Here is a 21,362-nt window from a genome sequence, read left to right on the forward strand (position 1 = left end):
ATGCCGTAACGGTGGCCCCGTCATGGCCCTCGCGTGGCGGTGCTTCTGGCACAGCGCGCGGGGGAGGGGAAGGGGCGCAAGGGCCAGCCGCGGCTTGGGACAGGCTGCCCGCGGCGCGCGCCGGCGCGCCCGGCGCCGCAATGTTTGAGAGAGGACGCCACAACAATGCCCACCGCGCTCGACACCGCGCTCGATACGATCACCGCCGCACTCACCGCCCCCGGTCAGCCCTTTGCCACCGTGCCCTTCGTGCGCGACGGGGTGGAAATGCCCGCCTTTGCCGCAGCGCCGCCGAGCCTCGCTCATTACTTTGCCCATTTTTGCAACGAGAACAAGGACATCCCCTTCCTTGTCGATGGCGAGGTGCGGCTCACCTTTGGCGAGACCTATGCCGCCGCCACCCGGGTGGCCGAGGGGCTGGTGCGCCGCCACGGCATTGCCAAGGGCGACCGGGTGGGGATCGCGGCGCGCAATTCGGCCAATTGGATGATCGCCTATATGGGCATCCTCATGGCCGGCGGCTGCGCGACGCTGATCAACGGCTTTTCGAGCGGCGAGGAACTGGCCCATGCGATCAATCTGGCCGAGTGCCGGCTGGTGCTGGCCGATGCGCCGCGCGCAGCGCGGCTCGAGGGCCATGCGCATGGCGCGCAGGTGGTGCTCTTCAGCCATGGCAATGCCCCGGCCGAGGGCCTTGCCGAAGTCTGGGCCGAGCCTGAGGGCACGGGCGTGGCGATGGCGATGCTGGGCGAGCTTGGGCCCGATGATCTTGCCACGATCCTGTTCACTTCGGGTTCCACCGGCAAGTCCAAGGGTGCCTTTTCGGATCACCGCGGCGTGGTGCACGGGGTGATGAGCTATGTCAGCATCAGCGCCATGGCCAAGGTCTATGTCGAGAGCCAGGAAGGCCCGATCACCGATCAGCCCTGCGCCCTGGTGGCGGTGCCGCTGTTCCATGTGACGGGCGAGATCCCGCTGTTCCTGCAGAGCTTTGCCCTGGCGCGCAAGCTGGTGCTGATGCCCAAGTGGGATGCGGGAGCGGCGCTCAGGCTCATGGCCGAGGAGAAGGTTACCTATTTCGTCGGCGTGCCGCTGATGAGCTACGAGATCGCCAACCACCCCGATCGCGACAAATATGATCTTTCGGCCTGCAAGAGCTTTGCCGCGGGCGGGGCGCCGCGCCCGGTGGAGCATGTGACGCGGATCAAGGAGGCCTTCCCCCAGGGCTTCCCGCTGCTCGGCTATGGCCTCACAGAAACCAACGCGGTGGGCTGCGGCAATTTCAACGAGAACTACCTCGCCAAGCCCGGCTCTACCGGACGGCCCACCAAGCCGATGGTCGATCTGGCAATCCTCGATGATGCCGGAAATCCCGTGCCCCAGGGCCAGGTGGGCGAGGTGTGCATCCGCTCGGTCGCCAATTTCCGCGGCTATTGGCGCAACGAGGAGGCCACCCGCGCCGCCTTCACCAAGGATGGCTATTTCCGCACCGGCGATCTCGGCTATCTCGATGAGGATGATTATCTCTACATCGTCGATCGCAAGAAGGACATCATCATCCGCGGGGGCGAGAACATCTCCTGCATCGAGGTCGAGGATGCGATCTATGCCCATGACGATATCGGCGAATGTTCGGTCTTCGGCCTTCCCGATGAGCGCTTCGGCGAGGTGCCCGCGGCGGTCTATCGCATGAAGGAGGGCCGCGCGCCGATCACCCCGGGCGAGCTGCGCGCCTTCCTGCTCGAGCGCATCGCCCCCTTCAAGGTGCCGCTCGAACACCAGATCTGGCTGACCGAGGAGCCGCTGCCCCGGCTCGGCACGCAGAAGATCGACAAGCGCAGCGTCAAGGCCCGCTATCTCGAAACCGCAGGCAGCGGGGCCGTGGCCGCGTGAGAGCGCGCATAAACGCATGGTGATGGCGCCCACCCGCGCGCCGCGCGTTCCGGGCCAGCGCGCGATCATCGACCGGCGCGCGCTCGCCGAGGAGATCGCCGCGCTCCACGCTGCCGAGGGCGCCGCGGCGCGCCCGGCGATCCTGGCGGCGCTGCGCGCGGCGCTCGATCACGGTCGGGCGGAACTTGCGCAACGGCTGGCTGCCGCCCCCTCGGCCGGACACGAGGTGACCGCGGGCTATGCCTTCCTCATCGATCAATTGCTGCGGGTGATCCACGATCACGTCACCACGCATCTTTACCCGGTGCCCAACCGCACCCAGGCCGAACGGCTCGCGATCCTCGCGGTGGGGGGCTATGGCCGGGCCGAGATGGCGCCGCATTCGGATATCGATGTCGCCTTCATCACCCCGCACCGGCGCGCGCCCTGGTGCGAGCAGGTGATCGAGACCATGCTCTACCTGCTGTGGGACCTGGGCCTCAAGGTCGGCCATTCGAGCCGCACCATCGGCGATGCCCTGCGCATGGCGCGCGAGGATCTGACCATCCGCACCGCCCTGCTTGAAAGCCGGATGGTGTGGGGCGAACAGGCGCTGTTCGAGGAGCTGCGCGCCCGCTTCTGGAACGAGGTGGCGCGCGGATCGGAACGCCAGTTCCTGAGCGAGAAGCTGGCCGAGCGCGAGGCGCGCCACAAGCGCATGGGCGATAGCCGCTATGTGGTCGAACCCAATGTCAAGGAAGGCAAGGGAGCCTTGCGCGACCTCCAGACGCTCTACTGGATCGGCAAATATATCCACCGGGTGGAAAATGCCGCCGCGCTGGTCGATGTCGGGCTGCTCACTGCGAGCGAATACCGCAGCTTTCGCCGCGCCGAGGGCTTTCTCCTCGCGGTGCGCTGCCACATGCACATCATCACCGGGCGGGCCGAGGACCGGCTGACCTTCGATCTGCAGCGCGCCGTGGCCGAGCGGATGCAGTTTGCCGAGCGCCCGGGCAAGAGCGCGGTCGAGCGCTTCATGCAATATTACTTCCTCCAGGTGAAACGGGTGGGCAGCCTGACGGGCGTGTTCCTCGCCCATCTCGAGGAGGAAATGGCGAAGAAGCGCGCGCGCACCGGCTTCTTTGCCGGCTGGACCCAGCGCCCGCGCCGGTTCAAGGGCTATATCGTCGAAGGCGGGCGGCTGCGCGCGCCGGGGGATGACTGGTTCCGCGCCGATCCCGTGCGGCTCATCGAGCTGTTCCAGCTGGCCGAGGCCGAGGGGCTTGAAATCCACCCCGAAACCATGCGCCAGGCCGGGCGCGATGCGCGCCTCATCGATGGCGCGGTGCGCCGCGACCGGCGCGCCAATGCGCTGTTCCTCGAGCTGCTCGCCGGGCGCCGCGATCCTGAAACCGCCTTGCGGTGGATGAACGAGGCCGGGGTGTTCGGCCGCTTCGTGCCCGATTTCGGCCGGGTCAACGCGCAGATGCAGTTCGACATGTATCACCACTACACCGTCGATGAGCACACCATCCGCGCGATCGGGCTGCTCAGCCAGATCGAGCGCGGGCTGCTCGGTTCCGATCACCCGCGCGCCACCCGCGAGATCGGCAAGGTCGCCTCGCGCCGGGCGCTCTATGTCGCGGTGCTGCTGCACGATATCGCCAAGGGGCGCGGGGGGGATCATTCGGTGCTGGGAGCCGAGGTTGCGCAGCGCCTGTGCCCGCGCTTCGGCCTCAGCGAGAAGGAGACTGATCTCGTCGCCTGGCTGGTGCTGCGCCACCTCCTCATGAGCCGCACCGCGCAGAAGCGCGACCTTACCGATCCCAAGACGATCGAGGATTTCGTCGCCGAGGTGCAGAGCCTCGAGCGGCTGCGCAACCTTGCAATCCTCACCGCGGTGGATATCCGTGCGGTCGGCCCGGGCACCTGGAACAGCTGGAAGGCCCAGCTTCTGGGCGAGCTATACGATGCCGCCGAGGAGCGCTTGCGGCTCGGCCACAAGGGCACGGGCCGCGCCCAGCGGGTGGCGGCGAAGAAGGAGGCGGCGGCGCGGCTGCTTGGCGAGAAGGCCGATCTGGTGGAGAGCGCCGGGGCGCTGCTCGGCGATGCCTACTGGATCGCCGAGCCCGAGGAGGTGATCGCCAGCAACCTTGCCCAATATGCCGCGGCGCGCGCGGCGGGCGAGGCGCTGTCGATCCATTGCGAGGTGGACGAGGCGCGCGGCGCCACCCGGGTGAGCGTGATCGCGCTCGATCATCCTGGGCTGTTCTACCGCATGGCCGGGGGCATTCACCTTGCCGGCGGCAATATCATCGATGCGCGCATCCACACCGCGAAGAATGGCTATGCCTTCGACAATTTCCTGGTGCAGGACCATGCCGCCCAGCCATTTCGCGAGCCGGCGCAGATGGCCCGGATCGACAAGGGCATCCGCGATGCCCTGCTCGCCAAGGTGGAACTGGTGCCGCGCCTTGCCGCGCGCCCGCTCGCCCATTCGCGCGCCCGCGCCTTCGATGTCGCCCCGCGGGTGGGCTTCGACAATGATGCCTCGAACCACTTCACCGTGATCGAGGTGACCGCGCGTGACCGGCCGGCGCTGCTCAACCGCCTCGCCTATGCGCTGTTCAAGGCCAACCTCATCGTCCAATCGGCCCATATCACCGCCTATGGCGAGGCCGCGGCCGACACCTTCTATGTCACCGATCTCACCGGCGCGAAGATCAAGGGCACCCAAAGGCTGGCCGAGATCGAGGCGGCGCTGCTCGAGGCCGCGCGCGAGCAGCCCCAGCGGGAGCTGGCGCAGGCATAAGTGCAACACCCGGGGCAAATTTGCACAGGCCGCGCGCAAGCCGCCTTGCGCGCCGCGGCGCTTCGCATAATCAACCCGCAAAACTATCAGGATGGGAGAGACAAGCAGATGAAATCCGCAACTTCGCTTTACGCTGTCGCCCTGCTGGGCGCCGGCATGGCTCTGGTGCCCGCGGCGGCCCAGGCGCAGGACGCCCAGGAACAGGGCGCCGAACCGGCACCTGAGAACGTCATCATCGTTACCGCCCAGGGGCGCCAGCAGGCGCTGGCCGATGTGCCGGTGGCGATTTCCGCGATCAGCCAGGAAACCCTGCTCAACAGCGGGGTCAACGACATCCGCCAGCTCAACCAGGTGGCGCCCTCGCTGCTGGTCTCCTCGACCGGCACCGAAGCCAATGGCGCGGCGCGCATCCGCGGTATCGGCACCGTGGGGGACAACCCGGGGCTGGAAAGCTCGGTGCCGGTGTTCATCGACGGGGTCTATCGCTCGCGCTCGGGCATCGGCCTTAACGAACTGGGCGAGATCGATCGGGTCGAGGTGCAGCGCGGGCCGCAGGGCACGCTCGGCGGGCGCAACTCCTCGGCGGGCCTCATCAGCATCTTCTCCAAGAAGCCCGATTTCGATTTCGGCGCGGTCGGCGAAGTGACCTATGGCAATTATGATTTCGTCCGCATCGGCGGCAGCATCACCGGGCCGCTGAGCGAGAACCTCGCCGCCCGGCTCGATGGCGTCTATGTCCGGCGTGACGGCTTCTATTTCGATCCGGCCAACAACACCGACATCAACGACCGCGATCGCTTCTTCCTGCGCGGGCAATTGCTGTTCGAGCCGACCGACAATCTCTCGGTGCGCCTGATCGCCGACTATACCTTCCGCGACGAGAAGTGCTGCGCGGCCACCTATGTGGACAGCAGCATCAACCCGCTGATCGGCAATCTCAACAATCCCTCAACCCCGCTCTCGCCGCTGCAGCCCAACGGCAACAACATCATCAACGTGCTGCGCGATCTCGGCCAGTCGCTGGCGGCCTTCAACCAGGGCTATGACCGCACCGTCTCGGTCACCCCGGGGCGCAGCTATGCCGGCAAGACCAAGGATTACGGCTTTTCCGCCCAGGTCGATTGGGATCTGGGCGGCGCGAGCCTGACCTCGATCACCGCCTATCGCGAATACCGTTCGGGCCAGGGTTCGGACACCGATTACGGCACGGTCGATATCCTGTTCCGCGCCCCCAGCGATGATGCCTATCGCCAGTTCCACACCTTCACCCAGGAAATCCGCCTGCAGGGCGAGGCCTTCGACGGAACGCTCGACTGGCTGGTGGGCGGCTTCTTCGCCAACGAGAAGCTGACGGTGCGCGACAACCTGCGCTTCGGCAACCAGTATGGGCGCTTTGCCACCTGCCGGATCATCTCGGGCGGGGGCCTTGCCGGGCTCTATTCGCCCACCAACCCGCTCTGCGTCGCGCCCGGGGTCGGCCCGGCGACGATCGCTGCGGCCACCGGGGCCTCGGGGGCGGATATCGTGGCCGCCTTCACCGCGCTCGATGGGCTCAACAACCGCGGTTCGACCAATGACCGCTATTTCCAGGACGGCACCAACTGGGCGCTGTTCACCCACAACATCATCAACATCACCGATCGCCTGGCGCTGACCCTGGGCCTGCGTTACACCAACGACGACAAGGACTTCTCGGCCACCTTCGGCAATGACAACACCGTGTGCACCACGGTGCAGGGGCTGGTGCTCGACGATCTGTCCAGCCCCAATGCCACCGCCCGGGCGCTGGCCGGGGCGCTGATCGGCCTGTCGTGCCAGGGCAATTCGACCGCCGAGCTCAACAATGTCTCGATCCGCGACGAGCGCAGCGAGGACGAATGGACCGGCACGGCGATCCTCTCCTACAAGGCGACCGACGACCTGCTGCTCTATGCCAGCTATGCCCGCGGCTACAAGGCGGGGGGCTTCAACCTCGATCGCTCGGCGCTCAAGTCGCCGATCCTGCCTTTCGCCGCCACGCCCGGCGGGGCGCAGGCACTGGTGGGCAATCTCCAGTTTGAGCCTGAACTGGTCGACAGCTATGAACTCGGCGCCAAGTATGCGACCGGGCCCTTCAGCGTCAGCCTTGCCGCCTTCCGCTCGGATTTCAGCAACTTCCAGCTCAACACCTTCAACGGCACGGTGTTCCTGGTGCAGAACGTCAATGGCTGCGAGGGCGGTCTTGTCGGCGGGCCCGACAGCGATACCGACACCAGCGCTGCCACCGGCTCGTGCGCGCCGGGCAATGTCAGCTGGGGCGTGCGCACCGAGGGCGTGGAACTCGAAACCCAGCTCAACCCCACCGCCGATCTCAACCTCACCGCCGGCTTCACCTATGCGAACACCAAGTATCGCGATGATCTGGTGGGCAACAGCGCCGGCGCTCCGCTCGATCCGGCGCTGCGCAAGCTGCCGGGCGACAACCTGTCCAACGCGCCCGAATATGTGGTGACGGGCAGCATCGCCTGGACGCCGGAGATCGGCGGGAACGGGCTTTCGGCGCTGTTCTACATCGACGGGCGCTGGACTTCGCAGTTCAACACCGGGTCTGACCTGTTCCCGCAGAAGGAGCAGGATGATTTCGCGGTGTTCAACGCCCGCATCGGCCTGCGCGGGCCGGACCTCAAGTGGTCGGTGGAGCTGTGGGGGCAGAACATCTTCAACGAGGATTTTGCCCAGGTCGCCTTCAACTCGCCGTTCCAGGCGGGCACGACCTCGGCGCCCTTCGTCGATCCGCAGTTCCCGGGCGGGCGGCAGATCTTCTCGCACTTCCTCGGCGAACCGCGCACCTACGGGATCACCGCGAGGTTCAACTACTGAGCGGGCCTGCCGCGCACGGGCCTGTGCGAAAGGGGGGCGCTCCGGCAACGGGGCGCTCTTTCCTTTTGGTGGGGCGGATCAGCCGCGCGGGCCAAACAGCGCGCTGCCGATGCGCACATGCGTCGCGCCCAGCATCACCGCGGCCTCATAGTCATCGCTCATCCCCATGCTGAGGCCGCGCACGCCATTGTCGGCGGCAAGCTTGGCGAGCAGCGCGAAGAAGGGCGCCGCCTCAATCCCCGCCGGGGGCACGCACATCAGCCCGGCGAGCGGGATTTCGGCCCGGCGCACCTCGGCAAGGAAGGCGGGCAGGGCATCGATCGCGCAGCCGCCCTTCTGCGGCTCGGCCCCGATATTGACCTGGACGAAGCAGGGCACGCGCCGACCCTGCCTGTCCATCGCCCTGGCGAGCGCGGCAAGCAGGCTCGGCCGGTCGAGCGAATGGATGCAGTCGAACAGCGCCACGGCCTCCTCGGCCTTGTTCGATTGCAGCTGGCCGACAAGGTGGAGCGCAAGCTCGCCATGGGCCTCGCGCAGCGCGGGCCACTTGGCCGCGGCCTCCTGCACCCGGTTCTCGCCGAACACGCGCTGCCCGGCGGCGATCAAGGGGCGGATCGCCTCGGGGCCGTGGGTCTTGCTCACCGCGATCAGGGTGATGTCTGCGGGCGCGCGGCGCGCAGGCTTGCACATGCGCGCGATATTGGCGCGCACGGCTTCGAGACGGGATGCTGCCTTTTCCATGGCGGCGCTCTATAGCCGCAGGGTGCGCCGCGCCAACACCCTTCCCGCCCTGTGGCTCGTGAGCGATGCGCGCAATGACCGCGTGCTCGAGCGCGCGCTCGCGCGCCTGCCGCGCGGGGCGGGGCTGATCTATCGCCACTATCACCTCGGCCGGCGGCAGCGCCGGGCGCGCTTCGTGGCGCTGCAGCGCCGCGCCCGCGCGCGCGCTCTGGTGGTGGTGCTGGCCGGATCGGCAGCCGAGGCCCGCGCCTGGGGGGCCGATGGGGCCTATGGCAGCCCGCGCGCACTGGGGGCGCGCCGCGTCGGCACGATCCGCCTTACCACGGCGCACAGCCTTGCCGAGCTGGCGCTGGCAGGGCGCTGCGGGGCCGATGCGGCGCTGCTCTCGCCGGTCTTTCCCACCGCCTCGCACCCCGGCGGCAAGGTGCTGGGGCCGGTGCGCTTCGGCCTGCTTGCCCGCCGCGCGCCCATGCCGGTGATCGCGCTCGGCGGCATGGATGCGCGCCGCGCCCGCGCGCTCGGCTGGCCGCATTGGGCGGCAATCGACGGGCTCGGGCACCCGCGCCGCCTGGCGCAGATTGCTTGACCGGGACTCGCCGAGGATTCATCATGTGTTCCACCAAGGAGACGTGATCATGGCCAGCCGCGCGGCCCCGCCCGCCAAATCCGCCCGCCGCAGCGATGCCGAATGGCGCGCAGGGCTGCGCCGCAGCCTGCGCCGGCTGGCGCAGATGCTGGGCGCGGGGCTGCTGCTGGGGACGGCGCTGTTCCTCGCGCTGGCGCTGGCAAGCTACACCCAGACCGATCCCAGCCCCTCGACCGCGGCAGACCCGGCCGCCATCGCCAACTGGATGGGCCGGCCCGGCGCCTGGGCGGCGGATCGGGTGCTGGCGATCTTCGGCCTTCCGGGGGTGCTGCTTGTGCCGCTGCTCTATGTCTCGGCGCGCAAGCTGTGGCGCGATGTCGAAAATGGTGACGCGCCCGAGACCACCCGTTGGTGGATGCCAAGCGCGCTGCTGCTGATTGCCATGGCGCTCATCGCCACGGTGCTCGCGCTGGCCTTTGAAGGGCCGATCGGCGGCCTTCCGGCGCAGGCGGGCGGGCTCACTGGCCTGCTGGGGGCCGCGGCGGTCAAGGCCGTGGCGGCGCGCTTCGGCGCGGGCGCGCAGGGCTGGGTGATCCTCGCGCTGGCGCTTGCCGCGCTGGCGCTGGCAGCGGCGCTCCTCACCCGCATCTTCGCCATCGATTGGCGCGCGCTCATCAGCCTGCCCGAATTTCTCGCGCGCGGGTCGCTTCGCCGCCTGCCGCTGCGTCTGGCGCTGCCGGGCCGCCGGGCGGTGCCCGCGCTCGCCTATGCCGGCGATGGCGATGGCGAGGCCGCCGCGCCTGGCGCAAGGCCGCGCCGCGCGGGCCGCGCCGGGGCCGAGGCGGACGTGATCCTCGATCCGCCGCGCCGCGCGCCCGAGATCAGCGATCCTTCCGCCCCGCCGCGCCGGGCCGAGACCGCGCCGCGCGCGCAGGGCGACATGTTCGCCGCCTATCGCCTGCCCAGCCTCGATCTCCTGGCCGAGCCGCCTGCCGATCAGGCGCCGCGGCTCGACAAGCTCGCGCTCGAGCGCAACGCCCGCCTGCTCGAGACCGTGCTCGATGATTTCAACGTCAAGGGCGAGATCACCGCGGTGCGCACCGGCCCGGTGGTGACGATGTATGAGCTTGAACCGGCCCCCGGCATCAAGGCCAGCCGGGTGATCGGCCTTGCCGAGGACATCGCCCGCAACATGAGCGCGGTCTCGGCGCGGGTCTCGCCGATCCCCGGGCGCACGGTGATGGGCATCGAACTGCCCAACCAGGATCGCCAGACGGTGATGCTCAAGGAACTGGCTGCCTGCGCCGCCTTTGCCGAGGCCAAGGGCAATCTGCCGATCATCCTCGGAAAGGACATCGCCGGCGAGCCGGTGATCGCCGATCTGGCCGCCATGCCGCACCTGCTGGTGGCGGGCACCACCGGCTCGGGCAAGTCGGTGGGGCTCAACGTCATCCTCTTGAGCCTGCTCTACCGCTTCACGCCGGCCGAACTGCGCCTGATCCTCATCGATCCCAAGGTGCTCGAACTCAAGGTCTATGACGATATCCCGCACCTGCTCTCCCCCGTGGTGACCGAGCCGCACAAATCGGTGCGCGCGCTCAAATGGGCGGTGGAGGAGATGGAGCGGCGCTACCGCATGATGAGCGCGATTTCCTCGCGCAACATCAATTCCTTCAACGAGAAGGTCGCCGCCGCCATCGCCAAGGGCAAGCCGCTGGGCCGCCGGGTGCAGACCGGCTTTGACCCGGAGACCGGCGAGCCCCTGTTCGAGGAGCAGCAGCTCGATTACCAGCCGCTGCCGCAGATCGTGCTGATCGTCGATGAACTGGCCGACCTGATGGTGACAGTGGGCAAGGAGATCGAGGTGTTGATCCAGCGCCTGTCGCAAAAGAGCCGGGCGGCGGGCATCCACCTCATCATGGCCACGCAGCGCCCCAGCGTCGATGTCATCACCGGGGTGATCAAGGCCAACCTGCCCACCCGCATCAGCTTCAAGGTGACGAGCCGGATCGACAGCCGCACCATCCTTGGCGAACAGGGCGCCGAGCAGCTCTTGGGCAAGGGCGACATGCTCTACAAGCCCAACACCGGCGCGATGATGCGCGTGCACGGCCCCTTCGTCTCCGACGAGGAGGTCGAGGCCGTGGCCGATTTCTGGCGCGCCCAGGGCAAGCCCGACTATGTCGATGCCGTGACCGAGGAGCCCGAGGATGGCGGCTTCGGCTTTGACGATGACCTTACCGCCTCGGACAATCCCGAGGAGCGCAAATATCGCCAGGCCTGCCAGATCGTGTTCGAGAACCAGAAGGCTTCGGGAAGCTGGCTCCAGCGCCAGATGGGGGTGGGCTACAACACCGCCGCCAAGTGGATCGAGCGGATGGAGGCCGAAGGGCTGGTCGGCCCGCCCAACCATGTCGGCCGGCGCGAGATCTTCCGCGACCGCGACGGCAATCCGATTTGATTGGCCAATCTGATTGGCCGGTCTGAGCGGCCGATCTGACCGGGCGCCTTCCCCAGCGCGCGCCGGGGCGGGCGATGCACTCTTGCCACGCCTTCAAACTGTAAATCGCCGGTCATCCGCGGGTCACGCGCGCGTCAAGCCCGCGTCACCATCGCCTGTCAGGGCAAGGGCCTCTCTCCACTTGCAACAGGAAGGCCCAAGCCATGCACCGCACCCTTGCCCTGCGCGCCTCGCTGAGCGCGCTTGCCGCCGCCCTTGCCCTTGCGCCCCAGATGCTGTGCGCGCAGGACGCCCCACCCGCCGAGGAAGCGGGGGAGGACAGCGGCGCGCTCAACGAGATCATCGTCACCACCCAGAAGATCGAACAGCGCGCGCTCGACGTGCCGATCACCATTTCGGCGCTGAGCGGCAACCGCATCCGCGAACTGGGCGTGACCGATCTCGACGAGCTTTCCTATTACACCCCCGGCCTCAACATTCAGGAGCAGAGCGCCAACAACCCCGGGGTGGTGATCCGCGGCATCACCTCGGACTCAGGCTCGGCCCAGCAGGGCCCGCGCGTCACGCTCTATTACAACGGGGTGGATATCTCGCGCTCGCGCGGTTCCTATCAGGCGATCTATGATCTGGAACGGGTCGAGGTGATCAAGGGCCCGCAGGCCACGCTGTTCGGCACGGCGAGCGCGGTGGGCGCGATCAGCCTGGTTTCGGCCAAGCCGCGTGAGGGCTTTTCGGCCGAACTGCGCGGCGTCTATGGCAATTTCAACCAGACCCTGCTCGGCGGTTTTGTCAATCTCGGCAGCGATACGCTGGCCTTGCGCCTCGCGGGCGAATGGAAGACGCGCGATGGCTATGCCGAGAACCTCTCGCCCAATCAGGAGGAGGAGCTTTACGCCCAGGACCAGCTCGGCCTGCGCGCCTCGCTGCGCTGGACGCCCACGCCTGATCTCACCGTCGATCTCATCGGCACCTATGACCAGCAGAGGAACGGCGGCACGCCCTTCGTCTCGGGCCGCTTCCCGGCCTTTCTCGGCGCGCCGGGCGGGGCGGCCAATGCCTTCCGCCCCGCCAATCTCGGCGGCAATCCTGCCGCCGCGGCGGTGCTCGGCGATGACCAGCTTGGCCTCAACCGCGAGGTCTATGATCTCAACCTCACCATCGCCCACCGCTTCGACGACGAATGGACCTTCACCACGGTGAACGGCTATCGCCGCTTTGACAGCCGCGAGGTCTTCGACGCCGATGGTTCGGCCGCGCCCTTCCTCGAATTTGCCGAGATCGCCGATGGCTGGCAGGTCAGCCACGAGGGCCGCTTGGCCTATGCGGGCGAACGCCTGCGCGCGAGCTTCGGCTGGAACGCCTTTATCGAGGACGGGCGGCAGAACGTGCCCTTCGCCACCGAGGAAGGCCTGTTCCTCCAGTGCCTCACCACGCTGTTCGGCGCGCCGCTGATCCCGGGCATCCCCTGCGTGGCCCCCGATGGCAGCGTGCCCGCCAGTGCGGTGACCGGGATCGCCACCGGCGGGGCCTTGAGCGCCATTCCTTACTCCTCGGTGTTCGAGAACCAGGGCCGCAACGAGGCCTATTCGGTGTTTGTCGATGCCACCTGGATCCCCTTCCCCAAGCTCGAGCTTACTGCCGGGGTGCGCTTTCTCGACGAATACCGCCGCTCGGGCTTCTTGGCCCGGGTGCCCAATGCGCGGTTGAGCGGGGCGCCGTTGATCCCCGGGCAGATCGACACTCAGGGCCGCACCTTCCGCGCCGACGATCGCTTCGGCGCGGTGCTGCCGCGCTTCAACGCGCTCTACCGCATCAGCGATGATGTGAACGTGTTTGCCACGATCTCGCGCGGGCGCCGCTCGCCGGTGGTGCAGGTGAGCGCGCGGCGCAGCGGCAGCGACGTGCTGCCCAATGTCCAGAACATCGCCGAGGAGATCGTGTGGAACTACGAAGGCGGGCTGAAGTTTGCGCGCGGCCCGGTTTCGGGCGCGCTCGGGGTCTATTACCAGGTCTATAACGATTTCCAGGTCTCGATCGCGCAGCTTGACCAGAACGGGAACCCCACCGGGGCCTTCGTCACCGCCAGCGCCGGGCGGGCGAGCAACCTCGGGGTCGAGGCGGAACTGGCGCTGCGGCTGGCCGACTGGCTCAATGTCTTCGGCAATATCGGCTATATCGACGGGGGGATCGATCGCAACAGCGCCTTCTCCCCCGCCTTTGCCGGGGCGCGCTTCCGCCTGCAGCCCGAAGTCCAGGCCTCGGGCGGGCTGACGCTCGACTATCCGCTCGCCGATGGGGTGCGCCTCTTTGCCACCCCCAGCATCACCCACCGCAGCCGCATCTTCTTCGAGGTGCCCAACAATCCGCTCATCAGCCAGGGGCCGGTGACGCTGGTCAATGCCCGCGCCGGGGTGAGCTTTGCCGAGGATCGCTATGAGCTGGCGGGCTTCATCCGCAACGCCTTTGGCAAGGACTTCCTGCTCGATGCGGGCAACACCGGCGGGGCCTTCACCATCCCCACCTTCATCCCGGGCGAGCCGCGCTTCTATGGGGTGGAGCTGACCGCGCGGTTCTGATCAGCGCCGGGCCTCTTGCGCCATGATCGGGGGCGGGGGGCGGGTGCTTCCCGCCTCTTCTTCCTGCTCCGCGCGCGCGGCCTGCTCGGCCGGGGTGAGCGGGCGGAAGCGGATGGCGATGGGGGTGAAGCTGCCATCCTCGCGCTGGCGGATCGTCACCACCCCGCGCTGGTCCTGGCGCTGCAATTGCTGCTCGATCGTGGCGGCCTTGTCCTGATCCACGTAAAGCCGCCCGCGCATCAGCCTGTCCCAGCCCTCGCCCTCGGCCCGGCTGGCGAGCAGGCGGTGGGGGCAGGGGGCGCTGGCGCGGGCGGGGCGCACCTGCGCGAGGTGCGGGGCCGTGCCCTCGAGGCACAGGGCCTCGGGCGGCGGGCCCTTGAAGGGTTCGACCCCGGGCCAATCATAGGTGAATTCCACAAAGTGCCCGCGCAGCATGTCGCGCGGGTCATAGCCCGCGATCGGCACCTCCCATTCGGTGCCCGCCTGATAGTGGCGCGCGCCCGCCGCCCAGATCAGCGCAAGGCCGACAAGCGGCAGCAGCGCCGCGGTCACGCGGGCGGCGCGGATCATGGCTCATCCCCCGCCGCGGGGGCAAGGCGCTGCGACACCCGCACGGCAAGCCAGGCGATGCCAAGGACCATCAGCCCGGCAAGGATGAGGCCAAGCCCGCTGGTGAGGAGATCGGCAGCAAGTTCGAAGCTCAGGATGATGAGCCGCGCCGCGATCACCCCCACGGCAAGCTGGAACACCCCGCGCCACGGCACGGCGAGCGCGGCCGCGGCGATCCCCGCCCACAGCGCCATGAACAGCGCCGCGGCAGGCACGGTGTGGCCATTGGCAAACGCCGCCAGCGCCGCCGCCAGCCCCGCCCCGGCGATGATCGCGCCGGCCATCCGCCCCGAGGTCCCGGGCCGCAGCGCTGCCACTGCGCCCCCGGCAATCAGTGCGATCACACCACTGGCGAGCAACTGGATCGCCGTTCCTCGCATCTCCTCCCGGCCGAGTTCCCCGGCGCTCGCCACCGCGCAGGCGAGCGAGGCCCCGGCCACGCCATAGGCGAGCGCGAGTTGCTCGAGCCGCCGCCAGAAGGTGCTGCGCGCGCTGCGTGCGCGCAGGGCAGCGGCGAGCGGAGCAAGGAGGAGCGGCGCGGCGGTGGCAAGCCCCACCCACAGCCGCAGGGCGGCGCCCGGTTCATCGGGGCTGAGGGCCGCGCCGGCATAGTCCCAGGCGCACCAGGCAAGCCCGCCGACGAGCGCGAGCGCCACCGGCCAGCCGCGCCCCATCAGCAGCATCAGCGGCGCAAACAAGGCGAGCCACAGCCCCAGCGGCTGCCACAGCGGCGCGGCGCTCTGATAGGCCTGCCCCAGAAGGCCGAAGAAGGTGAGGCCGAGCGCCGCGATCACGAACACCAGCGCCTCTGCCGCCCAGGGTGATCTTGCCGCCAGCCGCGCCTCGCGCGCCAGCAGCAGGCCGATGAGCACAGCAATCAGCGCGAGGTGGATGCCCAGCCGCAGCGCCGGCGGGATCGCTTCCCAATTGGCCGCGATCAGCGAGATCAGCCCGAGGCCGATCGCCAGCGCGCCGATGCCCCACACCGCCCAGATCAGCAGCGGGCGGGCATGGGCCGCTTCATGCGCGAGCAGCCGGTCGCGCGTGGCCGCATCGATGAGGCCAGCCGCGTGCCACTCGGCGATCTTGCGCGCGCTCATGGCCGCAAGGCTAGCGCGGCGCGGCGCCCGCGGCAATCGGAGAGGCCCGGCTAGTTCCCGGCCAGTTCCTCGCGGGTGAGGATGGTCTTGTCGCGCACCTTGGCGGCGTTGATCGCCATCGCCTCCTCGGGCATGGCGACCATGCCCACGCGCGTCAGCGGCCCGCCCTTGACCCAGCTCTTGGCCCATTCCTGCATGAAGGCTTCAAGCCCCGGGATCGCGCGCAGGTGCGATTTCTTGACATAGACATACATCGCCCGCGCGCCGGGATAGGCAAAGCGCGAAATGTTCTCGTAAGTCGGCTCCACCCCGTTCATCGGCAGGCCCTGCACCCGATCGAGGTTTTCCTCCATGTAGGAATAGCCGAAAACCCCCACGGCGCGCGGATTGCCGACGATCTTCTGCACGATCAGGTTGTCCTGCTCGCCCTGATCGACATAGCCGCCATCGCTGCGCACCTCGGTGCAGATCTTCTTGAACCTGTCCTCGTCGGCCTTCTTGAGCGCGGCCATCTCGGGATTGGTGAGGCAGCCTGCCTCGAGCACCAGCTCCTTGAGCGCATCGCGGGTGCCCGAGGTCGAGGGCGGGCCATAGACGATGATCGGATCGGCCGGGAGCTTCGGATCGACATCCTTCCAGGTCTTGGCGGTCTGCGGCCTGCCATAGGGATTGGCGGCGAGCGCCTCGTAAACCGTGCGCGTGCTCAGATCGAGCATGATACCGCCCTTGGCCGAGGCAAAGGCGATGCCGTCAAGCCCCACTTCAAGCTCGATGATCTCGTCCACCCCGTTGGCCACGCAGGTGTCGAACTCGGACAGCTTCATCCGCCGCGAGGCATTGGCCATGTCGGGGGTGTTGGGGCCGATGCCCGAGCAGAACAGCTGGATGCCGTTGCCGGTGCCGGTCGATTCGATCAGCGGCGAGGGCATGTCGGGATGGGCGCGGCTGAAATTTTCGGCCACCACCTTGGCGAAGGGATAGACCGTCGAGGAACCGACCGCGTGGACCGAGTTGCGCGTCGCCCCGCCGCCATCGCAGCCGGTAAGCGCAAGCGCGGCAAGGCCGAGCGCGGCGGCAGTCCGTGCGAGGGTGGAAAAGGGCTTGGTCATGGGCAATTCCCGCTTCTTGGCCAGGCTGCCCGCTAGGCGCGTTTGATGACAGGTCGGTTACCATCATCGCCGCGCCTGCCCGCCCTTGCGCGCCTGCGCCCCGGTCGCCCTGCGCGTTTCTCCCGAGGGGCGTGCAAGCAATCGGGCAAGCATATGGATTTATTCGATTTTGCTTCCGAAGCGGGATGGCGTCCTTAACAGCATCGTAAGGTCTCTCAGGCTACGCTCACGCCCATGGCCTTCCCGCGCGATCTTGTCCGGCTGATTCTCGGCGCCGTGCTGCTCGCGCTGGCATGGGCCGCGCCGGCGGTGGCCCACTCCGCGCAGGAGATGGCCCACACGCCCACCTGCCATGCCACTTCCGGTCCCACGCGCGATCTGGCCGCGATGGCGCCGCGCGCGGCCTGGATCTGCGGCGGGGCGCCCACCCATCGCAGCCCGCCGGTGGCCTGGCTGCGCTTCGAGGCCGAGGCCTGGGCCGAGGGCGCGCCCCCGCGCTTCTTCTACACCCGCACCGCCCGGCACGAGGCGATCACCCTTGCCGTGCTCGATGCCGAAGGCCGCATGGTGAGCCGCCGCTTTGGCGAGAGCGAGGGCACGCCGATTGCCGCCGGGCCGGTGTTCAAGCTGCCGCTGCCCGAGGTCACGCCCGACACCCGCGCGGTGATCGTGCGGATCGACAAGCCCCATTCGATCCCGCTGCTCGCCGAGGCGCGCCTTGCCGATCATCCCGAGGCGGTGGCGCGTTCGCAGGTGGAAATGCTGGTGCTGGCGCTGGTGCTGGGGATGCTGGTGCTGCCGCTCTTGTTCGACATCACCTTCTACCTCGTGCTGCGCGAGCGCTTCGTCGTCTATCACGCGCTGCTGGTGACGGGGATGATCGGCTATCTGCTGTTTGCCGGGGGGCTGATCAATCTGTTTGTCGTGCTGCCGGTGGCATGGTTGGCGGTGCTGGCGCCGCTGTCCTGGGCGATCGGCTGCGGCGCGGCGCAGCTGTTCCTCAGCGCGTTTCTCGAGGCAGGAGCCTTGGCGCCCTGGGTGCGGCGTCTGGCCTTTTGGGGAGGGTGCTGGACCTTGGCGGTGCCGGGGTTCTTCGCGCTCCAGTTCCACGCCACCCAGCCGGTTGACGATCTGGCCTATTTCCTTTCCATCACCCCTGCGGCGGCCATTGCCACCTTTGCGATCGTGCACGCGATCCGGCGCGGCAGCCGTTCGGCGGTTTTCCTGGCCGTGGCCTGGACGCCGCTGATCATGACGTCGCTCGAACGACTGGCGCGCGGGCTGGGCCTTTATGTCGGCCCGGTCAGCCTTGACACCATGATGTTCGTTGCCACGGGCATCGAGGTGGTGGTGATCAGCCTTGCGATCGCCGACCGCTTCCTCGCGATCCGCCACGAGCGCGATGCCGCGCTGAGCGAGGCACGGATGCTTGAACAGATCTCGACCCGCGACGCCCTTACCGGCCTGATGAACCGCCGTGGGATCGAGGCGCGCTTCGACGAGCTGCTGGCGCAGGGCTTTGACACCTTCGCCCTCGTTGATCTCGATCGCTTCAAGGCGATCAACGATCTGCACGGCCACCAGGTCGGCGATGCGGCGCTGATCGCCTGCGCCGGGGCGCTGCGCAGCGGCAGCGACCGCGATGCGATCGCGGTCAGGCTCGGGGGCGAGGAATTCGTGGTGCTGCTGCGCGGGCCGCGCACACTCGAGCGCGCCGAGGCGCTGCGCCGCGCCATTCCGATGCGCATCGCCCAGGAGGTGCCGGGGCTGGAGATGCCGGTCACCGCCAGCATGGGGGTGGTGATGCTGGGCGATGCGGCGCGCCACAAGATGGCCTTTGCCGAGTTCTACGCCCGGGCTGACGCGCTGATGTATGAGGCCAAGGCGAGCGGGCGCAACCGCCTCGCCTATGAGCGCCTGACGGTTTTCAGCTCTGTGCCGGAGCGGCGCAGGGACGAGCGCGCGGCGTGAGCGGCCCCCCCAGGGGAGGGGGAGACTGCGCCCTTCAATCGAGGAACGGCGCGAGCACTTCGGGCCGCACCCGCGCCAGCCGCCCGGTGGCGCGATCAAGCATCGCCCAGGTGGTCGCGGCGCTGACGAGGCGCCTGCCGCCTGCATCGGCAAACTCCACCCGGCGCAGCGACTTGGCTCCTTGCGCGGGGCCTTCGATCCAGGTTTCGGCCCGCACGCTCTCGCCGAGGCCGACATTGCCTCGGTAGTCGATCTCGTGGCGCACCACCACCCAGAAGAACGCCGCGCGATCCTCGGGCCGCGCCGCTGCGTCCCAGTGGGCGGTGGCCATGTCCTGAATCCACTGCACCCACACCGTGTTGTTGACGTGGCCGAGCGCGTCGATGTGCTGCGGCTCGGCCACGAAGGTGCGGGCAAAGCGCCTCACTCGCCCTCGGCTTTCGGCGCCATCCCCATCTGCCAGAGGATGAAGGCGAATTCCTCTGCCGTCTCCTTGAGGCTGTTCCAGCGGCCCGATTGCCCGCCGTGGCCTGCGCCCATGTTGGTCTTCAAGAGCAAGAGGTTGTCGTCGGTCTTGAGTTCGCGCAGTTTCGCCACCCACTTGGCCGGTTCCCAATAGGTGACGCGCGGATCGTTGAGCCCCGCGGTCACCAGCAGCGGCGGATAGGCCTTGGCGCTCACCTGATCATAGGGCGAATAGGAGAGCATGTAGGCAAAGGCCTCCTTGTCGAGGATCGGGTTGCCCCATTCCTGCCACTCGCCTGGGGTCAAGGGGAGTTTCTCGTTGAGCATGGTGTTGACCACGTCAACGAAGGGCACGTGCGCCACCACCGCGCCATATTGCCTGGGATCCTGGTTGATCACCGCCCCCATCAGCTCGCCGCCGGCCGAACCGCCGCTCGCCGTCACCATCCCTTCTGCCGTATAGCCCCGGGCGATGAGGCCGCGGCCCGCATCGACGAAATCGTTGAAGGTGTTGCGCCGGGCAAAGAGCTTGCCCTGAAGATACCAGCGCCGCCCGAGATCGTCGCCGCCGCGGATATGGGCGATGGCATAGGCAAAGCCGCGATCGACGAGGCTGAGGCGCGTGGTCGAAAAGCCCGGCGGCACGGCATAGCCATAGGCACCATAGGCATAGAGGTGGAGCGGGCCCGGCCCCTCGATCCCGGCCTTTTTCAGGATCTCCGCCCGATCCCGGCGCATCAGGATGCTCACCGGCACCAGCGTGCCATCGCGCGCCTCGATGGTGATGCGCTCGGAAACATAGAGCGAGGGATCATAGCCGCTCGGGATTTCCTGCGTCTTCAAGGTGATGAGCTTGCCGCTCGCCACCTCGTAATCATAGACCGTCGCCGGGGTCACCATCGACTGATAGGCGAGCCTGAGCGTGCTCACCGCGTATTCGGGGTTGTTCGAAAGCCCGGCGGTGTAGCTCGGCTCGGGAAAGGCGATCGGGGTGGGCGTGTTCGGATCGGTGTAGCGGCGCAGCTCGATCTGGTCGAGGCCCTGGCGCCGCCCCTCGGTGACGAAGAAATCGGCAAAGAGCTGGAAATCGGTGAGATAGAAGTCGTTCGATCCGGCGATCACCGTCTCCCATGCGCCCGGCTGGGTCAGCGGCGCCTTGGCGAGGCGGAAATTGATGTGATCATCATTGGTGAGCACCCACACTTCGCCATCGCGCACATCGACGCTGTATTCCACCCCCTTGTGCCGCGGCCTCACCAGGATCGGCGCGGCGCTGGGATCGGTGGCAGGCACGAGGCGCACCTCGCTGGTCTCGTTGTCGCCGGTCGAGATGATCAGCCAGTCCTTCTGCGCGGAAAGGCCGGCGCTGACGCCGAAGCTCTGGTCCTCCTCCTTGTAGAGCGTGACGTCCGCCTCGATCGGGGTGCCGATCACGTGCATCTTCGCCTCGAGCGTGCGCCACTCCTCGGTCGAGGGGCCATAGACGAGCGCGGTGTCGTTCTTCACCCACACAAGGTCGCTGCGCAGGTTGGGGATGATGTCGGGCAGCAGGGCGCCGGTCTGCAAGTCCTTGATCCGCGCGGTGTAGCGTTCCGAGCCATCGGTATCGACCGAGTAGGCGAGATAGCGCCCGTTCTCGCTCACCGAGGCCGCGCCAAGGCGGAAATATTCGTGGCCCTCGGCCAGTTCGTTCTCATCGAGCAGCAGCTGCGGCTCGCCCCCCCCCACGGGCCGGCGATAGTGCTTCCGGTATTGCGCGCCTTCCTCGAACTCGGACCAGTAGAGATAGTCGCCATCCTTCTGCGGCACGGTGGAATCATCTTCCTTGATACGCGAGCGCATCTCGGCAAACAGCGCCTCGATGAAGGGCGCCTGGGCTGCCATCTGCGCCTCGAAATAGGCGTTTTCGGCCTCGAGATGGGCGAGCACCTCGGGATCGTCCACCTTGGGGTAGGACTTGTCATAGAGCCAGTCGTAAGGGTCTTCGACGGTGATCCCGTGCACGGTGTAGCTGTGCGGCTTCTTCGCGGCGACGGGGGGCTTGATCTCGGTCTTGGCAGGGGCGGAAGACGTGGTCACGCGGGTTTGATCCTCTCTGGACGTGGCAAGCGCGGCGGCAGGCGCAAGACTGGTGGCGGCAAGCGCCGCGGCAAGGGCAAGGGCGCTGGCAGATCGCATCATCACGGGCAATTCCTCGTTGG

The 21,362-nt window shown here is 68.0% G+C and carries 13 protein-coding genes; 7 read left to right on the top strand and 6 right to left on the bottom strand.

Annotated features, from left to right (window positions below; translation table 11 throughout):
• Positions 1–165: 165 nt before the first annotated feature.
• The 3 genes from G524_RS0109120 to G524_RS0109130 all read left to right on the top strand — a co-directional run bounded on the left by G524_RS0109120 (position 166) and on the right by G524_RS0109130 (position 7,543).
• A complete protein-coding gene (locus tag G524_RS0109120) occupies positions 166–1,893 on the top strand; it encodes a class I adenylate-forming enzyme family protein (RefSeq protein ID WP_027443443.1) in 1,728 nt (575 codons plus the stop codon).
• A gap of 22 nt (positions 1,894–1,915) precedes the next feature.
• A complete protein-coding gene (locus G524_RS0109125) occupies positions 1,916–4,684 on the top strand; it encodes a [protein-PII] uridylyltransferase (RefSeq protein WP_027443444.1) in 2,769 nt (922 codons plus the stop codon).
• A gap of 108 nt (positions 4,685–4,792) precedes the next feature.
• Positions 4,793–7,543 carry a TonB-dependent receptor gene (locus tag G524_RS0109130; protein ID WP_027443445.1) on the top strand — a complete coding sequence of 917 codons (2,751 nt, stop codon included), beginning with the start codon at positions 4,793–4,795 and terminating at the stop codon, positions 7,541–7,543.
• 78 nt (positions 7,544–7,621) lie between these two features.
• On the opposite strand, the gene G524_RS0109135 is transcribed toward G524_RS0109130, so the two are convergent.
• Positions 7,622–8,284, bottom strand: a complete 663-nt coding sequence (locus G524_RS0109135) for a YggS family pyridoxal phosphate-dependent enzyme (protein WP_027443446.1) — start codon at positions 8,282–8,284, stop codon at positions 7,622–7,624.
• Here G524_RS0109135 and G524_RS0109140 point away from each other — a divergent pair.
• The 3 genes from G524_RS0109140 to G524_RS0109150 all read left to right on the top strand — a co-directional run bounded on the left by G524_RS0109140 (position 8,283) and on the right by G524_RS0109150 (position 13,907).
• Entirely contained in the window at positions 8,283–8,870 is a 588-nt protein-coding gene (locus tag G524_RS0109140) for a thiamine phosphate synthase (RefSeq protein WP_027443447.1), read from the top strand. The two genes, G524_RS0109135 and G524_RS0109140, sit on opposite strands and share 2 nt — an antisense overlap.
• A gap of 49 nt (positions 8,871–8,919) precedes the next feature.
• Positions 8,920–11,331, top strand: a complete 2,412-nt coding sequence (locus G524_RS0109145; protein ID WP_027443448.1) for an FtsK/SpoIIIE family DNA translocase — start codon at positions 8,920–8,922, stop codon at positions 11,329–11,331.
• 203 nt (positions 11,332–11,534) lie between these two features.
• Positions 11,535–13,907, top strand: a complete 2,373-nt coding sequence (locus G524_RS0109150) for a TonB-dependent receptor (protein ID WP_027443449.1) — start codon at positions 11,535–11,537, stop codon at positions 13,905–13,907.
• Here the strand turns inward: G524_RS0109150 and G524_RS0109155 are convergent, their stop codons facing one another.
• Genes G524_RS0109155 through G524_RS0109165 form a run of 3 tightly spaced genes read right to left on the bottom strand, consistent with a single transcriptional unit; the run spans position 13,908 to position 16,725 of the window.
• On the bottom strand, positions 13,908–14,477 hold the full coding sequence (locus G524_RS0109155) for a GDYXXLXY domain-containing protein (RefSeq protein WP_027443450.1): 570 nt from the start codon (positions 14,475–14,477) through the stop codon (positions 13,908–13,910).
• On the bottom strand, positions 14,474–15,616 hold the full coding sequence (locus G524_RS0109160; protein ID WP_027443451.1) for a DUF2157 domain-containing protein: 1,143 nt from the start codon (positions 15,614–15,616) through the stop codon (positions 14,474–14,476). The genes G524_RS0109155 and G524_RS0109160 overlap by 4 nt, the downstream gene beginning before the upstream one ends.
• A gap of 50 nt (positions 15,617–15,666) precedes the next feature.
• Positions 15,667–16,725 carry a substrate-binding domain-containing protein gene (locus G524_RS0109165; RefSeq protein WP_027443452.1) on the bottom strand — a complete coding sequence of 353 codons (1,059 nt, stop codon included), beginning with the start codon at positions 16,723–16,725 and terminating at the stop codon, positions 15,667–15,669.
• 234 nt (positions 16,726–16,959) lie between these two features.
• Here G524_RS0109165 and G524_RS0109170 point away from each other — a divergent pair, with 234 nt between their 5' ends.
• A complete protein-coding gene (locus G524_RS0109170; protein ID WP_027443453.1) occupies positions 16,960–18,696 on the top strand; it encodes a GGDEF domain-containing protein in 1,737 nt (578 codons plus the stop codon).
• 34 nt (positions 18,697–18,730) lie between these two features.
• Here the strand turns inward: G524_RS0109170 and G524_RS0109175 are convergent, their stop codons facing one another.
• Positions 18,731–19,123: an acyl-CoA thioesterase gene (locus G524_RS0109175; RefSeq protein WP_027443454.1), complete on the bottom strand. Its 393-nt coding sequence runs from the start codon at positions 19,121–19,123 to the stop codon at positions 18,731–18,733.
• The gene (locus G524_RS0109180; RefSeq protein WP_027443455.1) at positions 19,120–21,342 is read right to left on the bottom strand and encodes a S9 family peptidase; all 2,223 of its coding nucleotides are present in this window, start codon (positions 21,340–21,342) and stop codon (positions 19,120–19,122) included. The genes G524_RS0109175 and G524_RS0109180 overlap by 4 nt, the downstream gene beginning before the upstream one ends.
• Positions 21,343–21,362 lie beyond the last annotated feature (20 nt).

It is taken from the genome of Erythrobacter cryptus DSM 12079, from assembly GCF_000422985.1.
In the GTDB taxonomy this organism is placed as follows: domain Bacteria; phylum Pseudomonadota; class Alphaproteobacteria; order Sphingomonadales; family Sphingomonadaceae; genus Erythrobacter; species Erythrobacter cryptus.

What these genes read in the sequence shown, in the direction of transcription:
- G524_RS0109125 (WP_027443444.1), top strand. Translation starts at nt 1,916, where the DNA reads ATGGCGCCCACCCGCGCGCCGCGCGTTCCGGGCCAGCGCGCGATCATC.
- G524_RS0109180 (WP_027443455.1), bottom strand. Translation starts at nt 21,342, where the DNA reads ATGATGCGATCTGCCAGCGCCCTTGCCCTTGCCGCGGCGCTTGCCGCC.
- G524_RS0109130 (WP_027443445.1), top strand. Translation starts at nt 4,793, where the DNA reads ATGAAATCCGCAACTTCGCTTTACGCTGTCGCCCTGCTGGGCGCCGGC.
- G524_RS0109170 (WP_027443453.1), top strand. Translation starts at nt 16,960, where the DNA reads ATGGCCTTCCCGCGCGATCTTGTCCGGCTGATTCTCGGCGCCGTGCTG.
- G524_RS0109150 (WP_027443449.1), top strand. Translation starts at nt 11,535, where the DNA reads ATGCACCGCACCCTTGCCCTGCGCGCCTCGCTGAGCGCGCTTGCCGCC.
- G524_RS0109160 (WP_027443451.1), bottom strand. Translation starts at nt 15,616, where the DNA reads ATGAGCGCGCGCAAGATCGCCGAGTGGCACGCGGCTGGCCTCATCGAT.
- G524_RS0109140 (WP_027443447.1), top strand. Translation starts at nt 8,283, where the DNA reads ATGGCGGCGCTCTATAGCCGCAGGGTGCGCCGCGCCAACACCCTTCCC.
- G524_RS0109135 (WP_027443446.1), bottom strand. Translation starts at nt 8,284, where the DNA reads ATGGAAAAGGCAGCATCCCGTCTCGAAGCCGTGCGCGCCAATATCGCG.
- G524_RS0109155 (WP_027443450.1), bottom strand. Translation starts at nt 14,477, where the DNA reads ATGATCCGCGCCGCCCGCGTGACCGCGGCGCTGCTGCCGCTTGTCGGC.
- G524_RS0109145 (WP_027443448.1), top strand. Translation starts at nt 8,920, where the DNA reads ATGGCCAGCCGCGCGGCCCCGCCCGCCAAATCCGCCCGCCGCAGCGAT.
- G524_RS0109120 (WP_027443443.1), top strand. Translation starts at nt 166, where the DNA reads ATGCCCACCGCGCTCGACACCGCGCTCGATACGATCACCGCCGCACTC.
- G524_RS0109165 (WP_027443452.1), bottom strand. Translation starts at nt 16,725, where the DNA reads ATGACCAAGCCCTTTTCCACCCTCGCACGGACTGCCGCCGCGCTCGGC.